Annotated in this window: 22 protein-coding genes and 1 pseudogene; 19 read left to right on the top strand and 4 right to left on the bottom strand. The window is 71.7% G+C overall.

The window, feature by feature from the left end:
• Positions 1-783: 783 nt before the first annotated feature.
• From OHT01_RS34290 to OHT01_RS34210, 17 genes and pseudogenes are all read left to right on the top strand, one after another.
• Entirely contained in the window at positions 784-2,127 is a 1,344-nt protein-coding gene (locus OHT01_RS34290) for a hypothetical protein (RefSeq protein WP_328556989.1), read from the top strand.
• Between the two features lie 151 nt (positions 2,128-2,278).
• Positions 2,279-3,559 carry an ATP-grasp domain-containing protein gene (locus OHT01_RS34285; protein ID WP_328556988.1) on the top strand — a complete coding sequence of 427 codons (1,281 nt, stop codon included), beginning with the start codon at positions 2,279-2,281 and terminating at the stop codon, positions 3,557-3,559.
• Positions 3,556-4,275 carry a tryptophan 2,3-dioxygenase family protein gene (locus OHT01_RS34280; RefSeq protein ID WP_328556987.1) on the top strand — a complete coding sequence of 240 codons (720 nt, stop codon included), beginning with the start codon at positions 3,556-3,558 and terminating at the stop codon, positions 4,273-4,275. Before OHT01_RS34285 ends, OHT01_RS34280 begins: the two co-directional genes overlap by 4 nt.
• Complete coding sequence (locus OHT01_RS34275) at positions 4,272-5,396, top strand: aminotransferase class V-fold PLP-dependent enzyme (protein ID WP_328556986.1); 1,125 nt, start codon at positions 4,272-4,274, stop codon at positions 5,394-5,396. Before OHT01_RS34280 ends, OHT01_RS34275 begins: the two co-directional genes overlap by 4 nt.
• 38 nt (positions 5,397-5,434) lie before the next feature.
• On the top strand, positions 5,435-6,691 hold the full coding sequence (locus OHT01_RS34270) for a tryptophan 2,3-dioxygenase (RefSeq protein WP_328556985.1): 1,257 nt from the start codon (positions 5,435-5,437) through the stop codon (positions 6,689-6,691).
• Positions 6,688-8,310: an FAD-dependent monooxygenase gene (locus OHT01_RS34265; protein WP_328556984.1), complete on the top strand. Its 1,623-nt coding sequence runs from the start codon at positions 6,688-6,690 to the stop codon at positions 8,308-8,310. Before OHT01_RS34270 ends, OHT01_RS34265 begins: the two co-directional genes overlap by 4 nt.
• On the top strand, positions 8,310-9,257 hold the full coding sequence (ilvE, locus tag OHT01_RS34260) for a branched-chain-amino-acid transaminase (RefSeq protein WP_328556983.1): 948 nt from the start codon (positions 8,310-8,312) through the stop codon (positions 9,255-9,257). The genes OHT01_RS34265 and ilvE overlap by 1 nt, the downstream gene beginning before the upstream one ends.
• Positions 9,254-10,027, top strand: coding sequence for a cyclase family protein (locus tag OHT01_RS34255; RefSeq protein ID WP_328556982.1), 774 nt, complete (start codon positions 9,254-9,256; stop codon positions 10,025-10,027). Before ilvE ends, OHT01_RS34255 begins: the two co-directional genes overlap by 4 nt.
• 4 nt (positions 10,028-10,031) lie before the next feature.
• Complete coding sequence (locus tag OHT01_RS34250; protein ID WP_328556981.1) at positions 10,032-10,739, top strand: methyltransferase; 708 nt, start codon at positions 10,032-10,034, stop codon at positions 10,737-10,739.
• 39 nt (positions 10,740-10,778) lie between these two features.
• Positions 10,779-11,216, top strand: coding sequence for a PPOX class F420-dependent oxidoreductase (locus OHT01_RS34245; protein WP_328556980.1), 438 nt, complete (start codon positions 10,779-10,781; stop codon positions 11,214-11,216).
• Between the two features lie 53 nt (positions 11,217-11,269).
• Positions 11,270-12,517: an ATP-grasp domain-containing protein gene (locus tag OHT01_RS34240; RefSeq protein ID WP_328556979.1), complete on the top strand. Its 1,248-nt coding sequence runs from the start codon at positions 11,270-11,272 to the stop codon at positions 12,515-12,517.
• Positions 12,504-13,745: an MFS transporter gene (locus OHT01_RS34235; protein ID WP_328556978.1), complete on the top strand. Its 1,242-nt coding sequence runs from the start codon at positions 12,504-12,506 to the stop codon at positions 13,743-13,745. Before OHT01_RS34240 ends, OHT01_RS34235 begins: the two co-directional genes overlap by 14 nt.
• Before the next feature lie 19 nt (positions 13,746-13,764).
• On the top strand, positions 13,765-18,165 hold the full coding sequence (locus OHT01_RS34230; RefSeq protein ID WP_328556977.1) for a non-ribosomal peptide synthetase: 4,401 nt from the start codon (positions 13,765-13,767) through the stop codon (positions 18,163-18,165).
• Positions 18,165-18,452 carry an acyl carrier protein gene (locus OHT01_RS34225; protein ID WP_328556976.1) on the top strand — a complete coding sequence of 96 codons (288 nt, stop codon included), beginning with the start codon at positions 18,165-18,167 and terminating at the stop codon, positions 18,450-18,452. Before OHT01_RS34230 ends, OHT01_RS34225 begins: the two co-directional genes overlap by 1 nt.
• Entirely contained in the window at positions 18,449-19,219 is a 771-nt protein-coding gene (locus OHT01_RS34220; protein WP_328556975.1) for a thioesterase II family protein, read from the top strand. Before OHT01_RS34225 ends, OHT01_RS34220 begins: the two co-directional genes overlap by 4 nt.
• On the top strand, positions 19,213-19,833 hold the full coding sequence (locus tag OHT01_RS34215) for a LysE family translocator (RefSeq protein WP_328556974.1): 621 nt from the start codon (positions 19,213-19,215) through the stop codon (positions 19,831-19,833). Before OHT01_RS34220 ends, OHT01_RS34215 begins: the two co-directional genes overlap by 7 nt.
• A gap of 118 nt (positions 19,834-19,951) precedes the next feature.
• A pseudogene (locus OHT01_RS34210) lies at positions 19,952-20,222 on the top strand (hypothetical protein); the annotation flags it as partial.
• A 117-nt stretch (positions 20,223-20,339) separates the two neighbouring features.
• On the opposite strand, the gene OHT01_RS34205 reads toward OHT01_RS34210, so the two are convergent.
• Positions 20,340-20,540: a type II toxin-antitoxin system VapB family antitoxin gene (locus OHT01_RS34205; RefSeq protein WP_328556973.1), complete on the bottom strand. Its 201-nt coding sequence runs from the start codon at positions 20,538-20,540 to the stop codon at positions 20,340-20,342.
• Positions 20,541-20,651: 111 nt separating this feature from the next.
• Positions 20,652-21,125 (bottom strand): MarR family winged helix-turn-helix transcriptional regulator, encoded by a 474-nt coding sequence (locus OHT01_RS34200; RefSeq protein WP_328556972.1) that lies wholly within the window; start codon positions 21,123-21,125, stop codon positions 20,652-20,654.
• 192 nt (positions 21,126-21,317) lie between these two features.
• On the opposite strand from OHT01_RS34200, the gene OHT01_RS34195 reads away from it, so the two are divergent.
• Positions 21,318-21,890, top strand: a complete 573-nt coding sequence (locus tag OHT01_RS34195; RefSeq protein ID WP_328556971.1) for an NADPH-dependent FMN reductase — start codon at positions 21,318-21,320, stop codon at positions 21,888-21,890.
• Between the two features lie 295 nt (positions 21,891-22,185).
• Complete coding sequence (locus tag OHT01_RS34190; RefSeq protein ID WP_328556970.1) at positions 22,186-23,406, top strand: metallophosphoesterase; 1,221 nt, start codon at positions 22,186-22,188, stop codon at positions 23,404-23,406.
• A 21-nt stretch (positions 23,407-23,427) separates the two neighbouring features.
• On the opposite strand, the gene OHT01_RS34185 is transcribed toward OHT01_RS34190, so the two are convergent.
• Together OHT01_RS34185 and OHT01_RS34180 are read right to left on the bottom strand one after the other, a co-directional pair.
• Positions 23,428-24,054 carry a DUF2461 family protein gene (locus OHT01_RS34185; RefSeq protein WP_328556969.1) on the bottom strand — a complete coding sequence of 209 codons (627 nt, stop codon included), beginning with the start codon at positions 24,052-24,054 and terminating at the stop codon, positions 23,428-23,430.
• Positions 24,055-24,127: 73 nt separating this feature from the next.
• Positions 24,128-26,035: an FHA domain-containing protein gene (locus OHT01_RS34180; protein ID WP_328556968.1), complete on the bottom strand. Its 1,908-nt coding sequence runs from the start codon at positions 26,033-26,035 to the stop codon at positions 24,128-24,130.
• Positions 26,036-26,768: the final 733 nt, after the last annotated feature.

Below are 26,768 nucleotides of genomic sequence, written 5' to 3'. Positions count from 1 at the left end.
AAGGTCTTCCCGGCCGGCCTTCTGCCCGCGTTCGACTCGTGAGCGATGCGGCGCCGCCGTTCGGCGACGCCGCATCGCTCACCGGCCTGCCTGGGCAAATCGGGGCCGGCGATGTCCTACGCCCCCGTTGCCAGGCGCTGACGCTCCGTCTTCGCCTCGCGCTCCCCCCGGGACGGGCCTGAGCCGATCATCGTGCGTACTCCCCGGCACGGCCCCTTACCCGTCCGGGCATCTTCCGCCGCGGCATCGTCCCCGGCGAGGTCGCCGACGACGTGGTGCACGGGCATCCGCCCGCGGTCGGCCCGACCGTCCTGGTGGGCGGTGGACTCCCCTCGATGACAACCGAGTTCGCCCCCGACGTTCTCGGGCCGAGCTGCCGGCAGTGGCTGATCGCGGGCCGGGAAGCCGCATGCGTGTAGACGGAATTTCAGTCAAGAACCAGGTCAAGGCAGCGTAACGGGCCGTCCCCGCCCTCCGCGCCGCCGTTGTCTCGCCGGGCAGGTGGCGGAAGCGAGCCGGCGTGACGCGCCCGCCCCGCGGCAGGGGCAGGAATGCGCCCCTCCGCCCAGCAGTGCGATGACAAAATGATTGACCTGTCACCCAGCTGCAAGTTGACTGCGTCTGCTTGACCAGATCGACCGTACGGGGGCTTTGTGATCACGCTGAGAATTCCCAGATATCGGTGTGGACTCCTGCAAACTCGTCGCGCCCGACGAGGTTCCGACAATGCGCCTCGTTCCGACAGGCCGGTACCGCACACGCCGTTTCGAGGGAGCTTCGCGGGTGTCCAGGGACGTGACAAGGAAGTACGTCGGGAAATGTCAGGATCATGGTTCGCCGCTGCGCCGCGCGGCACGCGAACTGCACCTTCCGGAAACCTATGGAGACTCCTACGGAAAGTTGCTGCTCGACCGGCCGCTGTTCGTCCCGGAATCCGAGATCACGGCGTTCGCCGATGACCTGAAGGCCCTGTTCGGCCTTCTCGTCTCCCTGCCCGACCGCCTCTACGACGGCGATCCGCTGCGCTACTGCGCCGCCCTCGGAATGGACCCACGGCTCGCCGAGCTGATGTCCCGCGGGGCGACCGGGCAGCCGCCGGTGCACGCCAGGGCCGACGCCTACCACGACGGCACCTCCTTCAGGCTCCTCGAACTCAACGTCGGCAGCCAGCTCGGCGGCACCGACTCGGCGCAGCTCAACCGAGCCTTCCTCCAGGTGCCCGCTTTCAAGGAGTTCGCGGAGCGGCACCGGCTCGGCCACGTCGACACCGTCGCCCGGGTGGCCGCCTCGCTGCGGCGCGCGGCAGCGCCCGTCACCTGCGGCGAGCCGGTCGTCGCGCTCGTCGAGGCCAACGGCGGACTCGCCGCGTACCGGCACGTCTTCGCCGCCCTCCAGGAGGCCATGCTCGGCCACGGGGTACGGCTGCTCCTCGGCGAGATCGGCGAACTGGGCGAGGAGAACGGCAAGATCACGCTGCACGGGACGCGGCTCGACGTCGTCCTGCGCTACTTCGTCGCGAGCGAGATCGTCGACGATCCGGCGGCCCGCGCGACCCTCGATCTGCTGCTCACCGCCCACCGGACGGGCCGTACGGCGTTCTACACGACCCTCGAAGGGGCGATGTTCGCCAGCAAGGGCAGCCTCGCGATGCTGCACGACCCGCGGGTGCGCCGGACGCTCTCCGACACGGAACGCGCCGTCGTCGACCGCGTCATGCCCTGGACCCGGCTGCTGAGCCGAGCCGGCCAACCCGCAGATGAGCACACCGAGTTGCTGGAGCGCTGCCGGACCGATCGCGAGAATCTGGTCCTCAAGCCGGGCGTCGGCCACGGCGGAGTCGGCACGGTGGTCGGCCACGAGGTCACCGACGCCCAGTGGCAGGAGGCCCTCGCCACCCGCACCACGGGCGACCACGTGGTGCAGGAACGCGTCCGCCCGGCCGGCGAGCCGGTGCTGGACGCGGACACCGGAGACACCCAGGACTGGGTGGCCAACTGGGGCGTCTTCGTCGACGCCGAGGGATACGCCGGGGCCTTCGTCCGCGCCCTCAGACCCGAGGACGGCGCCGTCGTGGCCTACGCCAACCCAGGCACCCGAGGCACCTGCGTCTTCACCGTTCCCGCCTGACCCGCCCGGCGGCGGGCCGGGGTCACCCCCGCCCCGACGACCCGCCACCCCGAGGCGGCACACACCGCATTCGCCCGGCCCTGAGCCCACCCCGCCCAGAGCCGTGCCTGGGCGCCGTACACCCACGTAGCCCGTGAAGGGAGCCTGCGGCATGACCGGACACCCTCCGGACGCCGACGGACGATCACATGTCGTGGTCGTCAACCGATGGAAGGAGCAGTACGCCGAATACGCCCGCTATCTCGACCACGCCACCCACCGGGTGACCTATGTGAGCACCCGTGTCGGGCAGGACGCCGTCCCGGCGGCGGCGGCCGACACCGTGACCGTCACCAGCACCGAGGACCTCGCCGACGTACGCGCCGCGGTGCACACCCTGGCCCGCCGGCACGGGCGGCCGCAGGGCGTCGTCGCGCTCAAGGAGGGCGATCTGATGACCGGCGCCCGGCTGCGCGAGGAGTGGAACCTGCCGGGGCCGCGCACCGCCGAACTCGTGGCGTTCCGCGACAAGTACCTGATGTGCCGGGCGGTCGACCGGGCCGGCCTGCCGGTGCCCGAGTTCCGCGTCGTCGACGACGCCGACTCGGTGCTCGCCCTCGGGCGCCGCGCCGGCTGGCCGCTCGTCGTCAAACCGCGCGTCGGCGGTTCCAGCGACGGCGTGCTCGTCCTGCGGGGCCCCGAAGACCTGGCCGCGCTGCCGGACCCGGCCGGGCGGCCCCTGATCGTCCAGGCGTTCAACCCGCACCCGATCTACCACGTCGACGGTGTCTTCGACGGCCGCAGGGCCACCTGTCTGCGCGCCTCCCGCTATGTCAACAGCTGCCTGGGCTTCCGCGACGACAGGACCTTCCTCGGTTCGGTCGAGGAGGACGATCCCCGGGTCAACCGGGCGGTCACCACCGCGGCCACCGCCTTCCTGCGGGCGCTGACCACCGGTCCGACACCGTTCCACCTGGAGCTGTTCGTCGAGCGCCGGGGCGGGCGGACGCACTGCGTCTTCCTGGAGGTGGGCGCCCGGGTCGGCGGCGCCGAGATCCCCTTCGTCTGGCGCGAGGTGCACGGCTACGACCTGATGCGGGCCGCGTTCGACCTGCAGCTCGGGCGCCGCCCCGTCACGCCGCCCCGTCCGACAGGCCGGGCCGTCGGCGGCTGGCTGCTGGTGCCCGCGCCCGCCGCCCGCCCCTGCGTGATCACCGAGGCCACCCCCATGACCGGCCGCCGCCCCGGACCCTACGCCGAGGCGCTGCTGCGTCCCGGCGAGGTGCTGCCCGACGCGGACGCCTACTACGAACACGTCGGCGGCCGGTTCCGCTTCCGGGGCGCGTCGAGCGCCGAGGTGGAGACCGCGCTGACCGCCACGGCCGCTCACTTCCGGGTGAGCGCCGAACCCGTCGAGCCGTTGACCGTACGCATACCCGAGGTGTCGCGATGAGGGACTACTCCGAGCAGATCCTGGACGGCGAAGGCAAGGACGACTACGCGCGCTACATGCGCACGGACGCCCTGCTCTCGCTCCAGAGACGCCCCGAAGACGTCGTCCACCGCGACGAGTTGCTCTTCCAGGTCGTCCACCAGTCGACCGAACTGTGGCTCAAGCTGGCGGGTTCCGAACTGGGGGAGGCCGCCGCGCGGATCCGGGCGGGCGAACCGGACGCCGCCGTCGCCCTGCTGCGCCGGGCCTCCCTCGGCGTCGAACTGATCACCGGGCAGCTGGAGATGATGCGCCATCTGTCGCCGTGGGACTTCCAGACGATTCGCACCGTGCTCGGCCACGGCTCCGGCGCGGACTCGCCCGGCTGGCGCTCGGTGCAGCGGTGCGGACGCCTGCTCGACAGCGTGTTCACGACGCTGATCGCCGAACGGGGCGTCGAACTCGCCGAGTTGTACCGCGACCGCCAGGGCAGCGCCGAACACCGGCTGGCCGAGGCCCTCGTGGAGTGGGACGAGCGGGTCTCCCTGTGGCGGGTGCGGCACTACAAGGTCACCACCCGCATCATCGGCACCCAGGTGGTCGGCACCCAGGGCACTCCTGTGGACGTCCTGGCCCGGCTGATCGAGTACAAGTTCTTCCCCCGGCTGTGGGCCGTCCGCACCGAGTTGACGCAGACCGGCCCCATGGGGCGCTATCACGAGGCGGAGTCCGCGTGAACCCGGACCTCTCACCGGCACCCGACGCGTTCCGCAAGCGCTTCCCCGTCCTGGAGCGCCGTGTCCACCTGGCCGGCTGCAGCCTCGGAGCCCGCTCGGCGGACCTGGATACGGCACTGGCGCGGATGCTCGACGACATGGCGGACGGCGGCGCGCCCTGGGCCCTGTTCGAGGAGCAGGTGCGGCTGGCGCGCGTACAGTTCGCCGCGCTCGTCGGCGCCCGGACCGACCAGATCGCGGTGGTGCCCAACGCCTCCGTCGGCGCCTACCAGGTGGCGTCCGCCCTGGAGTGGACGGCCCGGCCCAAGGTGGTCACCACCACTTTGGAGTTCCCCTCCGTCGCGCACGTCTGGCTCGCCCAGCGACCGCGCGGTGCCGAGGTCGTTCACGCCGAACAGGCGGAGGAATACGCCGAGTTGACGGACGAGCGCACCCGGCTCGTATCGGTGCCGCTGATCGGCTACCAGGACGCCGACCGGCTGCCCGCCGAGCGGATCGCCCGGGCCGCCCACGACGCGGGCGCCGACGTGTTCGTCGACGCCTACCAGGCCGTCGGGGTCGCACCCGTCGACGTACGACGGCTGGAGTGCGACTACCTCGTCGCCGGCACCGCGAAGTACCTGCTCGGCCTTCCCGGGCTCGCCTTCCTGTACGTACGCGAACCCGGGGGCATGCCCCGCGAACCGCGGCTGACCGGCTGGTTCGGCCGCGTCGACCCCTTCGCCTTCGACCCCAGGCGGCTGGACTTCGCGCCCACGGCGGCGCGCTTCGAGACCGGCACACCCGCGATCCCCGCCTGTTACGCGGCCAACGCCGGGCTGCGGCTGATCCGTTCCCTGGACCCGAACGCGGTCCGGGCGCATGTACACGACCTCACCGACCTGGCGGGCGACCGCCTGACCGCTCTGGGACACCGGGTACGCGCCCTGCCCCGTGAGCGGCGCGGCGCCCACATCGGGCTGCTCGCCGCCGATCCACCCGCCCTTGCCGCCCGGCTCGCCGACCGGGGCATCGCGGTGAGCCCGCGCGGTGACGTCGTACGCCTCTCCTTCCACTACTACAACAACGCCGACGACGTGGCCGCACTGTGCGCGGCCCTCGGCGCACCGAAACAGCGCTAACCCCACCAGTCCGATCACCGGTCGAACGGCAGGTTCTCATGCCACAAGCAGAGTTGCGGTGCTGGCTCCACGACCCCGACCCGCAGAAGTTCCCCTACGAAGTGGTCGTGCGCCACTACCACCAGGTCGGCAAGCACTTTGTCGCCCCCGAACTTCTCAGCCTCCTTTCCCGAATACGTGAGTTGTTACCCACCGTGCACTGTCCCTGGCCGGACGTGCGGCTGTTGTCCGCGTTCCTGAACACCGCCCTGGACAAGCCGGACGGGCGTTACGACTACCCCACCTATCTCGCGCTCGAACTGCTCCAGCTGCCCAGCGTGAACGACCCCGTGGAACGGGCGGTGTTCGCCCGTTCCCGCTGCGACCGGCTCGTGGCGCAGCTCGTGACGGACGCGCTCTCCTTCGAACTCGCCACCCTGGACGGCCGCAGCACGCTGCTGCCCAAGATGCGGCCGACGGCCGAACTGGTCGCCAAGCGCTGCAAGCACGGGCTGCGGGTCATCCGGCCGGCCCTCGCCCGGATGACCCTGGACGGCGGGCTCGGCGACAGCGATCCCGTGGGGCTGGTCCGTCAGGCCTGCTCCGTGGTCACCGCCGACATGTCGCTCGCCGAGCGGCAGGCCGTCCGACTCGGGGTGCTGCCGGTGGACACCTCCCACGACGAGTACATGTTCCTTCGCGTGCTGCAGGCCTTCGAGACCACGTTCGCACTGCTCGCGGTCCAACTGCGGGCAGCGATCGACGCGTTGGACGAGCGCAAGGTCGACCGTGCGCTGCACTTCGTCAACGGCTCCGCGGCGGCGCTGCGCGAGTCCGCTCCGCTGTTCTCCATGCTGGCGACGATGCAGGTCGAGGCGTTCCGCACCTTCCGCGCGTTCACCGAGGGCGCGAGCGCGATCCAGTCACGCAACTACAAGATCGTCGAGTCGCTGTGCCGCACCCCCGACACCGGGCGCGTCGACTCGCCCGCCTACCGCTCGGTGCCCGAGGTCCGCACCCGCGTCCTGCTGGGCCGGCCCACGCTCGACGACGCCTACCTGGCGGCGCGCGACTCCGGCGACCTGGACGCCGAGGAGGTCGAGCGGCTGGAGCTCGCCCTGGCCGGCTTCGCCCGCGCGCTGCTGCGCTGGCGGCAGACCCACTACCGCCTCGCCGTGCGCATGCTCGGCGAGGCCACCGGCACCGGCTACACCGAGGGCACCCCCTATCTGAAGTCCGTGCGCGACATCCCGGTGTTCCGCACCGTCGACGTGCCGGACGCGATGAGTGGCGAAGGGACGGCGAGGACCCGATGACCGAACTGGACGCGCCCGTGGGCATCGTGGGCGCCGGACCCGTCGGCCTGGTGACCGCGGTGCGCCTCGCCTCCCTCGGCGTACCGAGTGTCCTGCTCGACGCCGACCCCGAACTGGTCAGACAGGGCTCGAAGGCCTGTCTGATCCAGGGAGACGTACTCGACATCCTCGACAAGTTCGGCTGCGCCCAGCCGATCAAGGACGAGGGCGTCACCTGGACCGTCGCCCGCACCTATGTCCGCAACAAGGTGATCCGGTCCGCCGAGTACCCGCACGGCCCCGGCTTCGGGCCTTTCGTCAACATCTCCCAGTACCGCATCGAGCAGATCCTGCTGGACGCGGCCGAGGCCCACCCCGCCTGCGAGCTGCGCTGGGGCCACGAGATCGTGGACGTGACCCAGGACGCCGATTCGGTCACCGTGCTGGCACGCACCCCCGACGGCGAGCGCACCCTTCGCTTCGGCCACCTGGTCGCCGCCGACGGTGTCCGCAGCTCGCTGCGCCGGCTCGTCGGCGTCGAGTGGACCGGATACACCCACAAGGACCGGTTCCTGATCACCGACATCAGGGCGAAGCTCCCGCTCGCCAAGGAACGCCACTTCCACTACGACCCGCCCTTCAATCCCGGCCGCCAACTGGTGATGCACCCGCAGCCGGACGACATCTGGCGCATCGACTGGCAGTTGCCTCCGGACGCCGACGTCGACGCCGAACGCGCCGACGGCCGGTTCGACCGGCGGGTGCGGGACGTCATCGGCGACGTCCCGTACGAGATCGACTGGGTCAGCACCTACCGCTTCCACCAGCGGGTGGTCGACCGGCTGCGGGCCGGCCGGATCCTGTTCGCGGGCGACGCGGCGCACGCCCTGCCGCCGTACGGCTCGCGCGGCATGAACAGCGGCATCCAGGACGCCGACAACCTCGCCTGGAAGCTCGCCCTGATCACCGAGGGCCGGGCCGGCGAGGAACTGCTGGAGTCGTACCACACCGAGCGGTACGCGGCGGCGCTGGAGAACCTGCGCGTCACCGAGGCGACCATCCGCTTCATGGTGCCGCCCAACGCGCTGCGCCGCTGGGCCCGTTCGGCCGTGCTGACGCTGTCGCGCAGGCTGGGCCGGGCCAGTGACCGCGTCAACAGCGGCCGTATGGCCGAACCGTACGTCTACCGGGACTCACCGCTGGTGGAGGCAGATCCCGGTGTCCCGCTGCTCGGCGCCTTCGCGCCCGACGGCGTCGTGGACGTGGACGGGACCCGGACCCGGCTGCGGCGACTGCTCGGCGACGGCTTCGTCGCCCTGTGCTTCGCCCCCGACGCCCGGGCCGCCGAAGCCCTGGCCGCGCAGGTGCGCGCCCGGCCCGCCGACCCGCCGGTGCGGATCGTGGCGGTGCTGCCGGACCCGGCGCCGGCCGGCGCGCTGCCCCCCGAGGTCACCGTCGCCCGCGCCGCCGACTCCGCACTGCTCGCCGTCTACGGGGCCGGTCCGGGCACCTGGTGGCTCGTCCGGCCGGACGGCCACCTCGCCGCCCGCGGACGCAGCGGGGCCGAGTTCACCGCCGCGCTGCACCGGGCCATCGGCTCGCCCGCCCTCGACCGGCCTCTCGTGAAAGGAACCCGCTGATGTCCGCGACCACCCCCGAGTACGCCTGGCTGAACGGGCGGCTCGTCCCCTGGGACCAGTGCGTGATCCACGCCCGCAGCCAGGGCGCCTTCTGGGGCGCGAACGTCTTCGAAGGTGTACGGGCCTATGTCGCCGAGGACGGCTCGCTGAACGCGTTCCGCATGGACGACCACTTGGCCCGGCTGCGCCGCTCGATGAAGAGCCTGCGCATGGAGATCGACTACACCCCGGAGCAACTAGCCCGCGCCTGCGCCGACTTGGTGCTCGCCAACGACTTCGGCACCGACGCCCACGTGTGCGTGGTCGCCTACTTCGGCATGGGTCCCGGCTTCGACCCGATGACCACGACCACGGAGACGGGCGTCCACATCACCTCGACGCCCGTGCCGCGCCCGCCCGCCCACGACCGCGGAGTGGCCGCCTGCATCTCCTCCTGGCGGCGCATCAGTGACGACGCGATGCCGCCGCGCATCAAGACGGGCGCGAACTACCACAACAGCCGGCTCGCCCAGCACGAGGCGCTGCGCAACGGCTTCGACACCACCTTGCTCCTCAACGCGCGCGGCACGGTCGCCGAGGCGCCCGGCTCCTGCATGGTGATGGTCCGCGACGGGGAGCTGGTCACCCCGCCCGGCACCAGCGGCGTACTGGAAGGGCTCACCGTCGACACGGTCGCCACCCTGGCCGACGAGCAACTGGGGCTGCCGCTGCGCCGCAGGGAGATCGACCGCACCGAACTCTACGTCTGCGACGAGGTGTTCCTGTGCGGCACCATGTCCGAGCTGCTCCCGGTCACCAGCGTCGACCGGCTGCCGATCGGCGACGGACTCCCCGGCCCCCTCACCCGCGCCCTGCAGGGGCACTACGACGACGCGGTGCGCGCCCGTGGCAAACATCCCGAGTGGCTCACCCCGCTCACGGCCCAGGCCGGGGAGGGCACGGTATGAGTGTGCTCGCCGGGCTGCTGACGGCGCTGCGCGGCGGGACGGTCCAGGTGATCGACCTGACCACGCCCCTGTCGGAGCGGACACCGATCATCTCCCTGCCGCCGGAGCGCGGTCAGCCGTGGCCGTTCAGCCGCGAGGTGATCAGCAACTTCGACGCGCCGGGCCCCACCGTCTACTGGAACAACATCCGGCTCTCCGAGCACACCGGAACCCACTTCGACGCCCCCGTGCACTGGCTCTCGGGCCGCACCCACCAGGACGTCGCACAGGTGCCGCCGCGCCGGCTGGTCGGCCCGGCCGCTGTCATCGACCTGGGCGCCGAGGCGGAGAAGGACCCGGACTTCCTGCTCCGGCGTGAGCACATCGAGGCCTGGACCGCCGAGCACGGCCCGTTGCCCGAGGACGGCTGGCTCCTCTACCGCACCGGCTGGGACGCCCGCAACGACGACCCGGAGCGGTTCCTCAACGACAGGCACACCCCCGGGGTCGCCCCCGAGTGCGCCCGCTGGCTGGCCGAGGAGACGCCACTGGCCGGCCTCGGCGTGGAGACCGTCGGCACCGACGCCGGGCTCGCGGGCGACTTCGACCAGCCCTACCCCTGTCACTGGTATCTGCACGGCGCCGGAAAGTACGGCCTGACCCAGTTGCGCAACCTCCAGCTCCTGCCGCCCACCGGGGCGCTGCTCATCGCCGGCCCGCTGCCCATCGTCGGCGGCTCCGGCAGTCCCACCCGGGTCCTCGCCCTCGTCGAGACCCCCGAAGGAGCGTGACCGCATGCCACCCACCGAGAACCGCGACATCACCGGATTCGGGCGCGGCAGCGCCCTGCTGCGCCGGCACCAGGAAGACCGGGCGCGCCCGCAGGAGTTCACGCTGCTCGGCCGGGACTGGTACCTCCTCGACGGCGTGTTCAGCCCGACCTACACCCCCGTCACCGAGCTCTTCTCGTCCTGGCTCCCCTATCCCGTCGACGGCTCGTTCCTGGAGGTCGGTTCCGGCGCCGGGGTGACGGCGGTGACGGCCGCGCTCTCGGGCTGCCGCCGGGTGACCGCCCTCGACATCGCCGAGGCCGCCGTCGAGAACACCCGCCGCAACATCGAACGCCACCACGTCGGGGACCGGGCCCGCGCCCTGCACAGCGACCTGTTCTCCGCCCTCGACCCCGAGGACAGGTACGACGTCGTCTTCTGGAACTCCAACTTCGCCGAGGCTCCGGAGGACTTCGTCAACGAGACCGATCTGCACCACGCCTTCTTCGACCCCGGCTACGAGGCACACCGCCGCTACGTCGAGGAGGCCCCCGACCGGCTCACCCCGAACGGCCGCCTGTTCCTCGGCTTCTGCAGCATCGGCAACACCTCGCTCCTCACCGGCCTGTGCGACCGGGCCGGCCTCACCGTCGAGGTGGTCCGCAGCGAGCGGCGCAGCCCCGACCCCGACACCACCCTCGACTTCCGTCTCCTGGAGCTGCGCCGCTCCTGAACCGGACCGCGCCACCGCGAACCACCGAAGGGAACCACCGTGCCCGACACCACCGCATTCGACCGTCATCCGACCCTGCTCGCCGGGCGCGGGCGCGGAGCCCTGTGCACCCTCAAGGCCGACGGCAGACCCCAGTTGTCCAACGTCGACTTCTGCTACGACGCCCCGAGCCGCACCGTCCGCCTGTCCACGACCGCCGACCGGGCCAAGACCCACAACCTGCGCCGCGACCCGCGGATCAGCCTGTACCTGACGTCCGAGGACGGCGGTGCCTACGCGGTCTACGAAGGCACCGCCGTCCTCTCCCCGGTCGCCGCCGACCCGCACGACGACACCGTGGAACAGCTCGTCGCCGTCTACCGCGCCATCCAGGGCGAGCACCCCGACTGGGACGAGTACCGGGCGGCGATGGTCGCCGACCGCAGGCTCACGGTCGCCTTCCGCATCGACCACGCCTACGGCTGGATCCCGTCCTGAACCGCCCCCGCCCGACCCCATCACCGCACCCTCACCGGACGGAGAGGAGAGCCATGCCCCACGGCACGCCGCATCTCACGATCGTGGGCAGCGGCAGCGCACCCTACCGCCGCTACGCCCTGGAATCCCTCGCCGAGCGCTACCGGCTGTCCGCCGTGCTGCCCGCCGCACCGACCTGGCAGCTGCCCTACCTCGCCGACTGGCGGCAGGCCGACCCCACCGACGAGGACGCCGTGACGGTCGCGCTCGCCGAGCTGGCCGGGCCCGGCGCGGGCGTGCTCACCTGGGGCGAGACCGTCCTCGAAACCACCGCGCGCGCCGCCGAGAAGCTCTCCCTGCGGCACATGTCGGCCCGATCGGCGGCCCGTTGCCGGGACAAGTACCTGACCAGGACGCTCCTCGCGGCGGCCGGCGTCACCGCCGTACGCCACGGCCTCGCCCGCACGGCCGAGGAGGCCCAGCGGATCGCCGCGTCGATCGGCCACCCCGTCGTCCTCAAACCCCGGGCCCAGGCGGGCAGTATCGGCGTCGTCCTCGCCACCGACACCGGCCAGGTGCGGGACGGCTTCGCGCTGGCGGCGGGCGCCTCCTACGGGAGCCTGCCCACCGGCCTCGGCGTCCTCGTCGAGGAGTATCTGCCGGGTCCGGAGATCAGCGTCGACAGCGTGGTCCGCGACGGCGAGGCGACCCCGGTGCACGTGGCCCGCAAACGCCTCGGCTTCGCACCGCACTTCGAGGAGGTCGGCCACCTCGTGACCGGCTGGACCGGCGAGCCGTGGGCCGCGGAGGTCGCGGAACTCGTCACCGAGGCACACCGGGTCCTCGGCATCGAGGTGGGCGTCACCCACGCCGAGGTACGGCTGACCCCGTCCGGGCCCCGGCTCGTCGAGCTCAACGGACGGCTCGGCGGCGACCTCATCCCGTACGCCTCCCGGCTCGCCACCGGCATCGACCTGGTCGTCGCCGCCGCCGAACTGGCCCTGGGCCGCACCCCCGACCTCACGCCGACCCGGCAGGGCTGCGCCGAAGTCCGCTTCCACTACCCGTCGTACGACGGGACGGTGCGCCGGGTCGGCGTGTACGAGACCGTCTCGGTCCCCGGCATCGCGCACGCCGACGTGCTCGCCGAGCCCGGCACCCGGCTGCTGCTGCCGCCCAGACAGGTCATCCCGAGGCTCGCCGTACTGGTCGCCGCCGGTGCGGACGAGGAGGCCTGCGGCCGGGCGCTGGACACCGCCCTCCCGCTGATCGACGCCGACGTCACCCCGCTCGACGAGGCGGGCGCCCATGCGGTGGCCTGACCGGTGGCGTCCCGTCGACACGCTGATCGGCGCGCACGGACTGTCGTCCTTCTGCCTCGGCCTCGCCATGCCCTACACCGCCATCTACCTCGCCGACCGGCCGGGCGTGGGCACGGCCGGCGTGGCGGTGTTCTTCGCGTTCAGCGGCGGCGCCAACCTGGCGGTCGCGCTGCTGCTCTCCACCGGCGCGCTGAAACTGGGCCGGATACCCCTCGGCGTCCTGGGTACCCTGCTCTGGCTCGCGGGATACCTCACGGTGCCCGTGGTCGGCACGCTGCCCACGGCGATCGCCGCCGGCGTGGCGGTCGGCGCGGGACAGGGCGGGTTCATGGCCGCGATCATCCCGCTGATCAACGGGCTGATCACGGCGGACGAACGCCGCCAGGTCTTCGCCCGCCGCTACGCGGTGCTCAACGCGACACTCGCCGGGGGCTCGCTGCTGTCCGGGCTGCTGACCCTGGTGCTGCCCCGCACGATCATCCCGTACTTCTTCCTGGCGAACGCCGTGGGAATCCTGCCGCTCACCGCGGCGATCTGGCTGGTGCGCCGCCATGCCGCCGGGCCGTCGGCGAGCCAGGGCGACGACACGGCCGCGCCGCCGCTGCCGGTGCTCGGGCTGTGGAAGGTGATGCTGCCGGTCGCGCTGTTCCAGCTCACGGCCGCCCTGTTCGCCTTCAGCCAGTTCGACGCCACCGCCCCGCTGGTGAGCACCCGGCTGATGCACATGCCGCTGTTCATGGTGTCGCTGATGCTCTTCGTGGACGTGATCGTCGTCGTCATCGGCCAGCGGCCGATGACCCGCCGCCTGGAGAAGCTGCCCGAGACGGCCGGCCTGCGCGTCGCGGTCACCCTGTGGGTGGCGGGCTACGTCGTCGCCGGGCTCTTCGCCTTCGCGCCGACCGGCCCGCGCATGGCGGGACTCATCCTGTACGTCGTCCTGTTCGGGCTCGGCGAGTGCGCCTACTCGTGCTCGTTCCACCCCTGGCTGATCTCCATGGTGCCCGACCGCGAACTCACCAAGGCCAACGCGATGGTGAACTCCATGATGGGCGCCGGCAAGTTCGCCGGCCCCTCCATCGGCGTCGGTCTCGCGGCCACCGGCAGCGCCACCGCCGTATGGCTCGGACTCGCCGCGAGCTGCACCGCGCTGACCACCCTGACCGGCCTGCTGACCAGCCGGAGGCAGCGCCAGGCCGTCCACGCAACCGCCCAACACACCCAAGCCTGACGGAAAGTGAGGGTATGTCATGGTCGAACGTCCCATGCGCTCCGCGCCCGGAGCCGAACGGTTCCAGCCTTTCCCCCTGACGGAGATCCAGTACGCCTACTGGGTCGGCCGGGGCCCCAACTTCGTCCTCGGGAACGTCGCGCCGCACGCCTACTTCGAGTTGGAGGGCCGTCGCCTCGACCCCGGGGTGCTCTCCCGGGCCTGGCGCCGGCTCGTCGCCCGCCACGACATGCTGCGCGCCGTCGTCGGCGCCGACGGCCGGCAACAAGTCCTGGAGGAAGTACCCGAGTTCGAGGTGCGATGTACCGACGTGCGCTCCGCCTCCGAGGAGGACAGGGAGCGCACGCTGTCCGCCGTGCGCGAGGAGATGTCGCACCATGTCTACTCCGCCGCGGACTGGCCGCTGTTCGACATCCGGCTCTCCCGTCTGCCGGGCCATGACCGCCTGCACGTCAGCCTCGACCTGCTGATGGTCGACCTGGCCAGCCTCACCTTGCTGTTCAGCGAGTGGAGCGCGCTGTGCCAGGACCCGGACCTCGAACTCCCGCCGATCGACGTGACGTTCCGCGAATACGCCCTCGAACTGGAGCGGGGCTCGCAGGCCCCCCGCTACCGCAAGGCCCTGGAGTACTGGACCTCACGGGCCGCCACGCTCGCCCCGCCGCCCGACCTGCCGCTGGCCAAGTCGCCGGTGAGCGTCCACAAACCGCGCTTCACCCACCGCGAGTTCCATCTGCCCGAGGACCGCTGGAAGACGCTGCAGCGGCGCTGCGAGGAGCGCGGCCTGACCCCCACCGCGGTTCTGGCGACCCTCTTCTCCGAGGTCCTCGCCGTGTGGAGCGGCACCCGCCGCTTCACGCTCAACCTCACCCTCTTCAACCGCCTCCCGCTGCTGCTCGCCGACGCCGGCTCCGGCAAACGGACCGTGCACCCCCATCTGGGCCGTATGGTCGGCGACTTCACCTCCATCTGCCTGCTGGAGACGGACGCGTCGACCGGCCGGACGCTCGTCGAACGCGTCGAGGCCACTCAGGTGCAGCTCCAGAAGGACCTCAGGCACCGGCAGGTCAGCGCGCTGGAGGCGTTGCGCGAACGGCGGCGGCTCGGACTGCAGAGCGGATTCGAGACCATGCCGGTGGTGTTCACCAGCGGCCTGGGGACCGCGGCCGACGTGTCCGGCTCCATGGACTACTTCGGCGACATCTCCTATCGGGTCAGCCAGACCCCGCAGGTGTGGCTCGACCACCAGGTCGTCGACATCACCGGCTCCCTCGACCTGACCTGGGACTGCGTGGAGGAACTCTTCCCCGCGGGCCTCCTCGACGACATGTTCGAAAGCTACTGCTCCCTGGTCGCCCGGCTGGCCGACGACGACTCCCGCTGGGACGAGGAGATCGTCCTCACCCTGCCCGCCCACCAGTTGACCGGCCGGGAACGAGCCAACGACACGTCCGGCGAGCGTCCCGCGGGCCTCCTCCACGATCCGTTCCTCGACCGGGCCGCCCGGCACCCCGACCGCACCGCCGTCGTGGCCGGCGGCCGCTGTCTGTCCTACGGCGAACTCGCGGCCCTCGCCGGCGACCTGGCCGGCGAGGTCGCCGCCCTCGCCGAGGACGGGCTGAGCGACCGCCTCGTGGCGATCGGGCTGCCCAAGGGCGCCGACCAGATCGCCGCGACGTACGGCGTGCTGCTGGCCGGCGGCGCCTATCTGCCCGTCAGCCCCGCCCTGCCCGAGCAACGCAGGGCCCGACTCCTCACGGACGGGCGGGCGTTGGCGGTCCTCACGGACACGAGCCGCGACGCCGGAACGCGCTGGCCCCGGGACCTGCCCCGGATCCCGGTCGGCGAGGCCCGGCCCGGACCCGGCGCCTCCGGGCGCCACCCGTCGGGGCCGGCCGGCCCGGCCGACCTCGCCTACGTCATCTACACCTCCGGCTCGACCGGCGCCCCCAAGGGGGTCATGATCGAGCACCGCGCGGCCCTCAACACGGTCCTCGACATCAACGAGCGGTTCGGCGTCGGACCCGAGGACCGCGTCTTCGGTCTCGCCGACCTCGGTTTCGACCTGTCGGTCTACGACACCTTCGGCGCACTCGCCGCGGGCGCGGCCCTCGTGCTCCCCGACCCGGACCTGCGTGCCGAACCCGCCCACTGGGCCAAGCTGATGAGCGAGCACGGGGTCACCGTGTGGAACTCCGTCCCGGCGCAGATGCAGATGCTCGTCGAACACCTGGAGGCCGGCGGCGAGATACCCGGCCGGCTGCGCCTCGTCCTGCTCAGCGGCGACTGGATTCCCGTCGACCTGCCCGACCGCGTCCGCGCCCTGTGGCCCGACGCCGAGGTCGTCAGCCTGGGCGGCGCCACCGAGGCGTCGATCTGGTCGATCCAGCATCCCGCCGGCGAGGTCGAGCCGGGCGCGAAGAGCGTCCCGTACGGCACCCCGCTGCGCAACCAGACCTTCCACGTCCTCGACTCCCGGATGGAGCCCTGCCCGGTGTGGACGGCGGGCGAGCTGCACATCGGCGGGGTGGGCCTGGCCCGCGGCTACTGGGCGGACCCGCAGCGCACCGCGGCCTCCTTCGTGACGCACCCGCGGACCGGTGAACGCCTTTACCGCACGGGCGACTTCGGGCGCTACCGGCCGGACGGCACGATCGAGTTCCTGGGCCGCCGGGACGGTCAGGTGAAGATCAACGGGCACCGGGTCGAACTGGGCGAGATCGAGGCGACACTCGCCGCGCACCCCGGAGTCGACAGCGCGGTCGTCGTGAAGGCGGCCGGTCAGGACGGCGCCACCCGGCTCCTCGGCTATGTCGTCCCCGTCAAGGAGGACGACACGCTGTTCGTGACCGAGCGGGCCGACACCGCGCTGCGCGACCGCCAGTGGCAGGCGCTCGCCGCGAGCGCCGGCCGACCCGCCGAGGGTCCCGATCCGGAGCAGTTGCGCAGGGCCTGGGACGTCCTCGACGAGGTCTACACCACCGCCACCGCGAGCGCCTTCCGCGCCTTCGGCCTGCCCCATCTGCCGGGCGCCCCCTTCGACCCGGCGGGCCTGCGCGGCGCAGGCGTGGCCCCCCGCTACACACGCTGGCTCGCCCGCGCCGTCAGGTCCCTGGAGCAGTCCGGGTATCTGCGGCGCACCGATGGCGGCCCGGAGGTGGCCCGCGAACTGCCGGCCGACCTCCCCGCCGGCCTGCGCGAGCGCACCCGCCGTGTCCTCGGCGAGGTCCTGGAGATCCCCGAGGACGTCAGCGAGTGGATGCTCTCCCTCGCCGGCGACCTGACCGACGTGCTGACCCAGAGCCGCCACTCCGCGGAGCTGTACGCCTCCGACCGCACCCCCGGCATCTACGCACGCCTCTTCGGCCCCACGTACGCCGCCGCCACCGGCGCGGTGCGCGCGCTGGTCGCCGAGGCGCCCGCCGACCGTCCCCTGACCGTCCTGGAAGTCGGCTCCGGATACGGCTCCCTCACCCGGCACCTGCTGCCGCTGCTGCCCAGCGACCGCACCGAGTACGCGTTCACGGACATCTCGCGCTACTTCCTCGACCGGGCCCGCACCGAGTTCGCCGCCTTCCCGTTCGTCCGCTACGACGTCCTCGACCTCGACCAGCCGCCCGCCGCGCAGGGCTTCGAGGGCCGGTCGGCGGACCTCGTCGTCGCCGCGAGCGTGCTGCACGACATGCGCGACATCCGCCGCACGCTGCACGCCCTGCGCTCGGTCCTGGCCCCCGGTGGAGTGCTCCTGCTGGTGGAACAGACCACCTTCCACCCCTGGTTCGACCTGGTCATGGGCCTCCAACAGGGCTTCGACAACTTCACGGACACCGAACTACGCACCGATCACTGCCTGTTGGACCGCTCCCAATGGCAACAGGAGCTGGCAGCGGCCGGGTTCACCGACTCCGCCCGGCTCACCACCACCGGAGGGCCCGCGTCGGTCGGCTTCGACGTCATCGCCGCCCGGAGCGCCGGAACGCGGCGCCGGTTCGCCCCCGACGCACTGCGCTCCTACGCCGCCGAGCGGCTCGCCCGGCACATGGTCCCCGCCCAGTTCCTCGCCCTCGACGAACTGCCGCTCAGCCCCACCGGCAAGGTGGACCGCGCCGCCCTCGCCAAAGCGGGCCCGCGCGGCTCCGTCCGGGGCCGTCCGGCCCGGCCGCCGCGCACCGACCGGCAGCGCAAACTCGTCGGCATCTGGCAGGAGTTGCTGGGGCTGAGCCAGGTCGACCTCGGCGACGACTTCCTGGAGGCCGGCGGCGACTCCCTGCTCGCCGCGCGCCTGGCCGCTCGGCTGCAGTCCGCGTTCGGTATCGACGTCTCGGTCCGCACGGTCCTGCAGTACACCACGGTCGAAGCGCTCGACGGACACCTCGGGCAGCTCCTGGGCCCGTCCGAGCTCCTGCCCGAGGAGAAGTGATGACCCCCGCGAACGACACGGCCCAGCAGCACACCCACGCCTCCGTCACGGCCTGGCTCATCGGCCTCCTCGCGGAGATCCTCGACGTGTCCCCGGACCGGATCGACCCGGACACCCCGCTGGACCTGCTGGGGGTCGACTCGGCCACCGCGCTCGTCATCTGCGCCGGGGTCCGGGACGAACTGAGCCTCCCGCTGCGCCCCAAGGAGGTGTTCGCCCACTTCACGGCCGACGCCCTGGCCCGCCACCTCAGCGCCCCGCTCCCGGCGGAAGCGAGCGGCCGGTGAGCGCCGTACTCCCGCCCCGCTGGCTGGTCAGCGGACCGCCCAGGGCCACCGGACTCCAGCTGTACTGCTTCGCCCACGGGGGCGGCTCCGCCGCGGAGTACCTGCGCTGGGCCCGGGGCCTCGGCCGCGCCCGGGTGCACGCCGTCCAACTGCCGGGCCGCGGCCCGCGCCTCGCCGAACCGCCGCTCACCTCGATGCGCCGGCTGGTCGAGGCTTTCCTCTCCGAAGTCCCGCCCACCGAGGGGCCGTTCGTGTTCTTCGGGCACAGCCTGGGTGCGCTCGTCTCGTACGAGATCACCCGGGCCCTCGTGGCCGCGGGCCGCCCGCTGCCCGCGCACCTGGTCGTCTCCGCCCACCCGGCTCCCCATCTGCCGCGCGTGGCGGGCCAGGTGCACCGGCTGCCCGACGACCAGTTGCTCGACGCGGTCGCCCGGGCCCACGGCGGCATCCCCGACGAGGTACTGGCCTCGCCCGAGCTGCGGGGGATGGCCGCCGCCGCGCTGCGCGCGGACCACCAGGTCCTGGAGACCTACACCTGGCGTCCGGCCGTACCGCTGCCCGTACCGGTCACGGTGTTCGGAGGAGAGGACGACCGGGTGACCGCAGGGGAGTTGGAGGCCTGGCGCGAGCACACCACGGACCGGACCGCCGTCCGGCGGTTCCCCGGCGGCCACTTCTATCTGCGCGAGCGGCCGGCACCGGTACTGCGGGCGCTGGCCGCGACCCTGGGCTCGGTGAGCGGCGCGGACCGGAGCGGCCCGTGCTGACCTTCGCCGCCGCCTCACTGGTGCTCATCATGATCCCCGGCCCCGACCAGGCCCTGATCACCAGGAACTCGCTCACCGGCGGACGCCGGGCCGGGCTGCTGACCATGGTCGGCGGGATGCTCGGGCTCAGCGTCCATGTCTCGGCTGCCGCGCTCGGCATCTCGGCCCTGCTGCTCGCCTCGGCGACCGCCTTCACCGTGCTCAAGGCGGTGGGGGTGGCCTACCTGGTGTGGATGGGCGTCGCGACCCTGCGCGGGGCCCGGCGCACCCGGCGGGAGCCGCCGGCCGACGAGGATGCGGACCCGTCCGCGCGACCGGGCGCCCGGCACCTCAGACACGGCTTCCTGTCCAACGCGCTCAACCCGAAGGTGGCGCTCTTCTTCGTCACTTTCCTGCCGCAGTTCCTGCCCACCCGGGGAAGTGTGCTGCCCAGGGCGCTGCTGCTGTCGCTGCTGTTCGCGATGCTGTACGCGCTCTGGTTCAGCGTGTACGTGTGCACCGTGGACCGGCTCGGCAAGTGGCTGCGCCGACCGCGGGTGCGCGCCCGGATCGAGCAGATCACCGGACTCCTGCTGATCGGCTTCGCGGTCCGGCTCGCCTTCCAGTCACCATGACCGGCAGCCGGGACGGAGCGAGTGCCGCATCAGGCAACCTTCGCCCTGTCGTGAGGCGCCGCCCGGAGTACCGGTCCGAGCGGTAGGCGCCCGCCGTGCCGTCCTCGGGGCTGAGCTTGTGCGGGTGCGTGAGATCGATGACGACGAGGGGCAGCGGCTGCTGCGGATCGTTCGCCGGGGCACCGGATCGGTGGTGACCTGACCGGGTCCACGATGTGATCCACAACTTCAACGCGGACGGCTTCGAGGCGCCCTGTCCCAAGGACAAGGGCGGGCGCCCGAAGACGTTCGCTCTGCCGGAACGGCGGGTGACCAAGAAGATCGCGAAGTCCGAGCCGGCCGAGCACGGCCTGCCGTTCCCGGCCTGGAGCCTGGTCGAGCCGGCCGACTCCGGCCCCACCCCGGACGCCGGCGGGCCGAACCCCGCGGCAGGGGCAAGGACCCCGCCCTGTCCCCGGACCTTGGCGTGCCAACGGAGCTGGAGCGACGTCACACGATCACAGTGGTCAGCCTTGAGGGTCCTGCGGTTTGACCTCGACCTCTCGCAGGCTCTGCTCCTTGAGCTCGGTGCGTGCCTCGGTGCGGTGCCCGCGGGCAATGTAGTCACGCACGACCGCTTCGACGGCGTCCTGGGGCGAGCCGACCCCGGCCAGCACCATCACTTCCACCACCAGTTCGGCATCGAGACTGATGTTGACCTTGGCCACGAGCGGCCCCCTTCGTCGGTCCGGGACCCTGACACCCGCACAGCAGCGACTCGTTACCGCTGCGGTTCGTGGCACAGGGCAACAACAGGGCGAACTCTGCTCGACACGGCACTAGGCGCCGTCGCCGGTGCGCTTGAGGTTGTCCACGACGTGTTCGCCGATCTCGGCGAACACGTCGATCTGCTCGGGCGTCAGCAGGTCGACGAAGTAACGGCGCACCGATTCGACGTGCAGGGGCGCCGCCGTCTCGATGGTCCGCTTCCCCTTGTCCGTGAGGATGACGACTGCGCCCCGTCCGTCGGTCGCGCACTCCTCGCGCACCACCAGGCCCCGCTGCTCCATCCGGCCCAGGTGGTGGGAGAGGCGGCTGCGTGACCAGAGCATGCGGGCGGCCAGCTCGCTGACCCGGCGCCGGTGGTCCGGGCTGCCGCTCAGGCTGGACAGTACGTCGTAGTCCGGTTCGGACAGCCCGCTGTCGCGGCCCAGGTCACGGACGAGTTGGGCGTTCAGCAACAGGAACAGCCGACGGTACGCCTGCCACGCGCGCTGTTCGCGATCTGTCAGCCAGCGAGGCTCATCGTTCACAACGGCAGCATACCCATGCATGGTTGACGTATCACCCGCCCGTCCCTACGGTACTAGGTGACATGTCAATCACATGGTGACCGGGCCCGGGGAACCATCTCCCGACGGCCCGTCACCGTTCCTGTGCCCGGCCCGGGTCCGTCACATCCCCCGTACGGACCCGGGCCGCCCCTCGGACGAAGGAACCGGACCGTGCCCCGTCTGCACATCATTTCCGCCAGCACCCGCCCCAGTTCGGCCGGCCGCCCGCTCGCGCGCTGGATCGCCGAACTCGCCACGGAGCACGATGCGTTCGACACCCGGCTGCTCGACCTCGGCGAGATCGCGCTGCCCTTCATGGACGAGCCGGAGCACCCGGAGGCGGGCGTCTACCGCCACCGGCACACGAAGGACTGGAGCGCGACGATCGCGGCCGGCGACTGCTTCGTCTTCGTGATGCCGATGTACAACGGCGGCTTCAGCGCCCCGCTGAAGAACGCGATCGACTACCTGTACCAGGAGTGGCAGAACAAGCCCGTGGGGCTGGTCAGCTACAGCGCGGGCAAGACCGGCGGTGCCCCGGCCATCGAGATGATCCGGCCCGTACTCGGCCGGGTCGGCCTGCGCCCCGCCCTGCGGACGCTGTCCGTCCCGGCCATCGAGTCGTACGTCGACGAGGAGGGCCGCTTCGCCCCCACGGCCGACCTGCGGACCCGCGCACAGGCGGTCCTCGACGCGGTGGCGGACCTGGCCACGACCCCCGAAGCGGAGCGCGTCTCGGCCTGAAGGAGCGCGCTGTCGTGACGCGGTCGGCGTCTCGCCGACCGCACCGCCCCGATCCGGCCGGTCGGCGCGACGCCGGCCGAGCCGAACGGCGAACGGTCCGAAGCCCACCGCTGTACGGACCGCGAACTCCTCGTCCGGGCCCCCTCCACCCGATCGGACCAGCAGGCGACTTGACCGCTCCGCCCGTTCATGACCGCGGCCCCGTGGAGCGAGGGGTTCTCCGCCCACCCGTGCGGCCCGCCGAGGACGACCGGATACAGTGCGCGGGACGGCAGCCTGGTCAGAGAGGGGCAGCGTGACCGACACCAGCAACACCCGATCCGCCGACAGTGAAGCGCGAGCGCCGCGGCAGAGCCGACTGCACCGCCTGATGCGCTACATCCCCCTGGTCGCGCCCGTCCTGCTGTGGGCCGTGCCGTGCTGGGCGCTCCTGTACACCGGCCAGAACTGGTCCCTGGCCGTCATCCTGGCCGGCACCGCCCTGTTCGCCCTCGGCCTCGTCGGCATGCCGCTCGCGATGGTGCGCGGCCACGGCCGTCGCCAGCAGGACCGGGCGGCGATCGTCGGTGACACCCTGCTCGGTGCCAGCTGGGTGCTGTTCACCTGGTCCGTTCTGCTCGGCGTCCTCCTGCGGCTCGCCCTGACCGTGGCCGGCGTCGGCGGGAGCCAGGACCGGGCCCGAATCGTCACATGGGCCGTCCTCGGCGTCACCGCCGTGCTGCTCGCCTGGGGGTACTACGAGGCCCGCCGCGTGCCGCGCGTGCGCCGACTCGACGTGGAACTCCCGCGGCTGGGTGCCGGGTTGGACGGCACACGGGTCGTCCTCATCACCGACACCCACTACGGCCCACTCGATCGCGCCGGCTGGTCGGCACGGGTGTGCGAGACGGTGAACACCCTGGAGGCCGACCTCGTCTGCCACACCGGCGACATCGCGGACGGCACGGCCGAACGCCGCCGCGCCCAGGCCACCCCGCTCGGCACCGTGCGGGCCACCTGGGCCCGTGTGTACGTCACCGGCAACCACGAGTACTACAGCGAGGCCCAGGGCTGGGTAGACCTGATGGACGAGCTGGGCTGGGAGCCGCTCCGCAACCGCCATCTGCTGCTCGAACGCGGAGGCGACACCCTCGTGGTCGCCGGCGTGGACGACGTCACCGCCGAGTCGTCCGGCCTGGCGGGCCACCGCGCCCACCTCGACGGAGCCCTGAGCGGCGCCGACCCCGAGCTCCCCGTCCTGCTCCTGGCACACCAGCCCAAGTTCGTCGACCGGGCCGCGGCAGCGGGCGTCGACCTCCAGCTCTCCGGCCACACCCACGGCGGCCAGATCTGGCCCTTCCACCACCTGGTCCGCATCGACCAGCCCGTCGTCGCCGGTCTCAGCCACCACGGCGACCGCACCCGCCTCTACACCAGCCGCGGCACCGGCTTCTGGGGCCCGCCGTTCCGCGTCTTCGCCCCCAGCGAGATCACCCTGCTCGTGCTCCGCTCCCCGCACCGGCCCACCCAGCCGTAGTCCCCGTCCGCAGGGCGGAGGTCAGACCTTCACGTGCCGGGCCAGCCAGGACATCAGGTCCTTGAGCTCCCCCAGCGCCGCGAGGACGACATCCACCGCCTCCGGGGTGTGCAGCCAGGCATCGCACCCCAGCGGCCGAGCGGCGATCAACGAGCGGTGCCGCAGGAGTCCGGCGCGGGGATGATCAGCCGGGTAGTCCCGGGGAACCCGCTTCATGAGGTCACCGGTGACCTCGTAGTCCCGGCCCCTCAGCTCCTCGACAAGGTCGACGAGTCTGCGGCCGCTGTCCTCCGCGGCCACCGCCTGCCGGAACATTCTGATCTGCTCGGGAACGGGGTACCACCAGGCCCCTTGGATCCGCAGGCCGTCGAGATCGAAGCGCAGGCCCATCTCGACATTGCGCGCAACCCGGATCACCGCGCTCTGGTGCTGCCACCACCACGCGTTCGTGCGGTAGTGCCAGACGGAGAAGTCGTCGTATTCCAGGTCCCTGTCCGCGACTTCGTTCAGCAGCGCGATCATCGGCTGCCGCACCAGCCGCTCGCGATCCTTTCTGCACTCCTCACGCAGGGACTGCGAAGGCTCGCCCTGCAACCGCATCAGGACGTCGAACGCCCCCTCGGGCCATCCCGCGAAGCGTGCGCGCATACGGGCACCTTAGCGCGCACCTCCGGCCCTCCACGGTGCAAGCGGGTCGAGTGAACGATCACTCCGGTCCCGCTCAGAGCGGCACGGCCGGCTCCAGTGCCTCGACGGCGGCCGCCGCCGCGGCGGAGTCCTGCCCGTAGAAGATGTCGATGTCGACCTCCTCGCCGCCCATGGTGAGGGTGTCCCAGGCACCGCTGAGGACCAGCATGCGCAGGGTGCCGTCCTCCAGGGTTCCCAGCCGCTCCAGGATGGCCTCGTCGTCCGGCAGCCCGGACATGCGCTTCGCCAGCCGGGAGCGGATCCCGCGCAGCCGCTCCAGCAGCGTCGCGGTGTCGGCCTCGCGGTCCGGCTCCTCGGCGATTCCGTCGATGCCGTGCGCGATGATGTCCTTGATCGCCCAGGTGGCGCCCTGGTCGTCGGTGGTCACCATCGCCTTCCAGGCACGGCTCTTGTGGCGGTACTGGAGCATCGACATGGCGGCCTCGTGGCGCAGGAAGTCGGCGTCCCGGAAGGGCTTGCCGTTCCACGCCCCGTTGAGGGACCGTGCGAGCGAGATCGCCGAGGCCAGGCCGCTGTTGAGTCCCCGGCCCGGCCAGAAGTGGATCGAGTTGGCGGCGTCACCCAGCAAAAAGCCGTACGTACCGGTGGAGTTGGCCGTCGGTGGCAGCAACTCGGCCGTGAATCGCGGGCGTTGCACCATGTCCAGGCGAAATGAGGTGACCGCGTTCAGTTCGTGGGGCTCGACCCCGAACAGGCGCAGCCCCTCACCCACCCGCTTCCACAGGGCCGAGCCCCTGATGAGCGCCGGCAGGAACAGTGTGCTGTGCGTGGAGCACCGGAAGTCGCCGTGCTCGTCGCGCCCCATGACGCAGGGACGCGAGGCGATGCACTCCTCGAAGACACGGCGGACCGGGTCGATGCCGACGACTTCCGCGGCCTCCGCGTCCGTCAGGCGCATGTTGAGGAACCCCTCGCCACGCAGGGAGTTCAGCAGGAACCGGTTCTGCCCGACGGTCAGCAGTACCGCCATGGGATCGGCCAGAGCCGACTTCACGCGCAGTCCGAGGATGACGTCCTGGAGATGCCGGTCGTTCAGCGAGTAGATGGACGCGTCCGCTTTGCCGAATTTGGCGGCGAAGTACTCACGGGTGTGCGACCGCCCGCCGTCACAGATCGCCAGTACGTGCTGGGTGGTCAGGGCGTCCTGTTGTTCGTCGACGCTGAACCGGGCGGGGACGAGCCGGATCCGGCCCGGCTTCTCGTTGGCCACCTCCAGAAGCCGGTCCTCGATGTAGGCGATACGCATGTTGCGCGGGTGGTGATCGCCGATCGAGTCGGGGCCGGAGGGCCACATCTCGGTGTAGTTGTCCGGGTCGAAGAGCCGGGCCTGCGCCTCCTCGGGCAGACTCAGGTACTGACGGCTCTGCACGGTCACGACCTGCTGGCGCCGCACATTGCCCTGGCTCACGTCCTTCCAGACGATGCGGCGGCCCTGTTTGCGCCAGCGGCCGTCGTAGACGGTGATGTCCACCTGGGCGCCGAGGAAGTGCTCCAGCAGGAGGGCGAGCGACAGGCCGACGGGGCCGCCGCCCGCGATGGTGACCCGCAGCACGGGCCCGCGTTCGGTCTCCTCGTCACCGTGGGTCAGGGACCTCGGCAAGGAGAGCGCCATGATCGTCTCCATGGCGTCCGGGACCTCGAAGCGGAACTCCTGGTCCCCGATGGTGATGTCGTCCCCGGGCTTGAGGAGTTGGGAGTCGATCTCCTCACCGTTCACCGCGGTGCCGTTGCTGCTTCCGCAGTCGCGGAGCACGTAGCCCTGGGTGTCGTCGAGGACGATCTCCGCGTGGAAGCGCGAGACGCTCAGACTGGAGACGACGACGGTGTTCTCGGGATTGCGCCCGAAGGTGACCCGGGTGCCGATCACCGGTATGCGCTCTCCGGCCAGTATTCCTTCGCGTCCAACAAGCACCGGCGCCACGGGACTTCCTTCCGAGGTTGACGACATTGCTGCTGTCGCGGTGCCACCGGATCGCACCGCTGCGCGGATGTGGCCGGGCAGCGTGTGACGGGTACGACGGAGCGACATCCGCTCGACGTGTGTGAACGGTGAATGGTTCAGTTCTGACAACGGCGTAGAGTCGCTTGACCGGTACGGATGACCCATCATGCCCGATTCCGCCGCCGTTCGGGAGAGGCCCGCACTCGGGTGCGCCCACCTCTAATCGTTCGGGATCCGGTGGGAGATCGCGGACCGCCCCGAGCCGGCCGGCGGCCGATGGGCCGGAGCCCCGCGGGACCGCGGCGAACACGAGGCGCCACCTTCCACGTCCGTGGGCGGCCACCTGGTCGCCCTGCCCCGTCAGACCGAACCGGCGGCCCGAACAAAACACCGACCACGTCCCTCGAAGGGCGGTTCGCCCACGCGACGGGCCGCGGACACTCCCCCGAACCGACCTTGAGCCGGCCGGGCACACTCCGGGACATGTCGCCGGACACCACCACGGTCAACTCGCCTGCCCCGTAGCCCGGTTCGACCACCCTGTACGCCTCGGGCGCCCACAGGACCCACCTTCAAAACTCAAGCACAAATTACACACATGCCTCTCTTCATACAGGCCCCGATGGTCTAGATTGACCATGCTTCAGATGTTCGGACACGAGGCGACCAGTAATGATCTATAGGTCCGGCGCCACGGAAAGCCAGTATTCGC

Source organism: Streptomyces sp. NBC_00358, from assembly GCF_036099295.1.
In the GTDB taxonomy this organism is placed as follows: Bacteria; Actinomycetota; Actinomycetes; order Streptomycetales; family Streptomycetaceae; genus Streptomyces.
The sequence above is the reverse complement of the archived record's forward strand: the minus strand, read 5'-3'. Positions and strand labels throughout refer to the sequence as shown.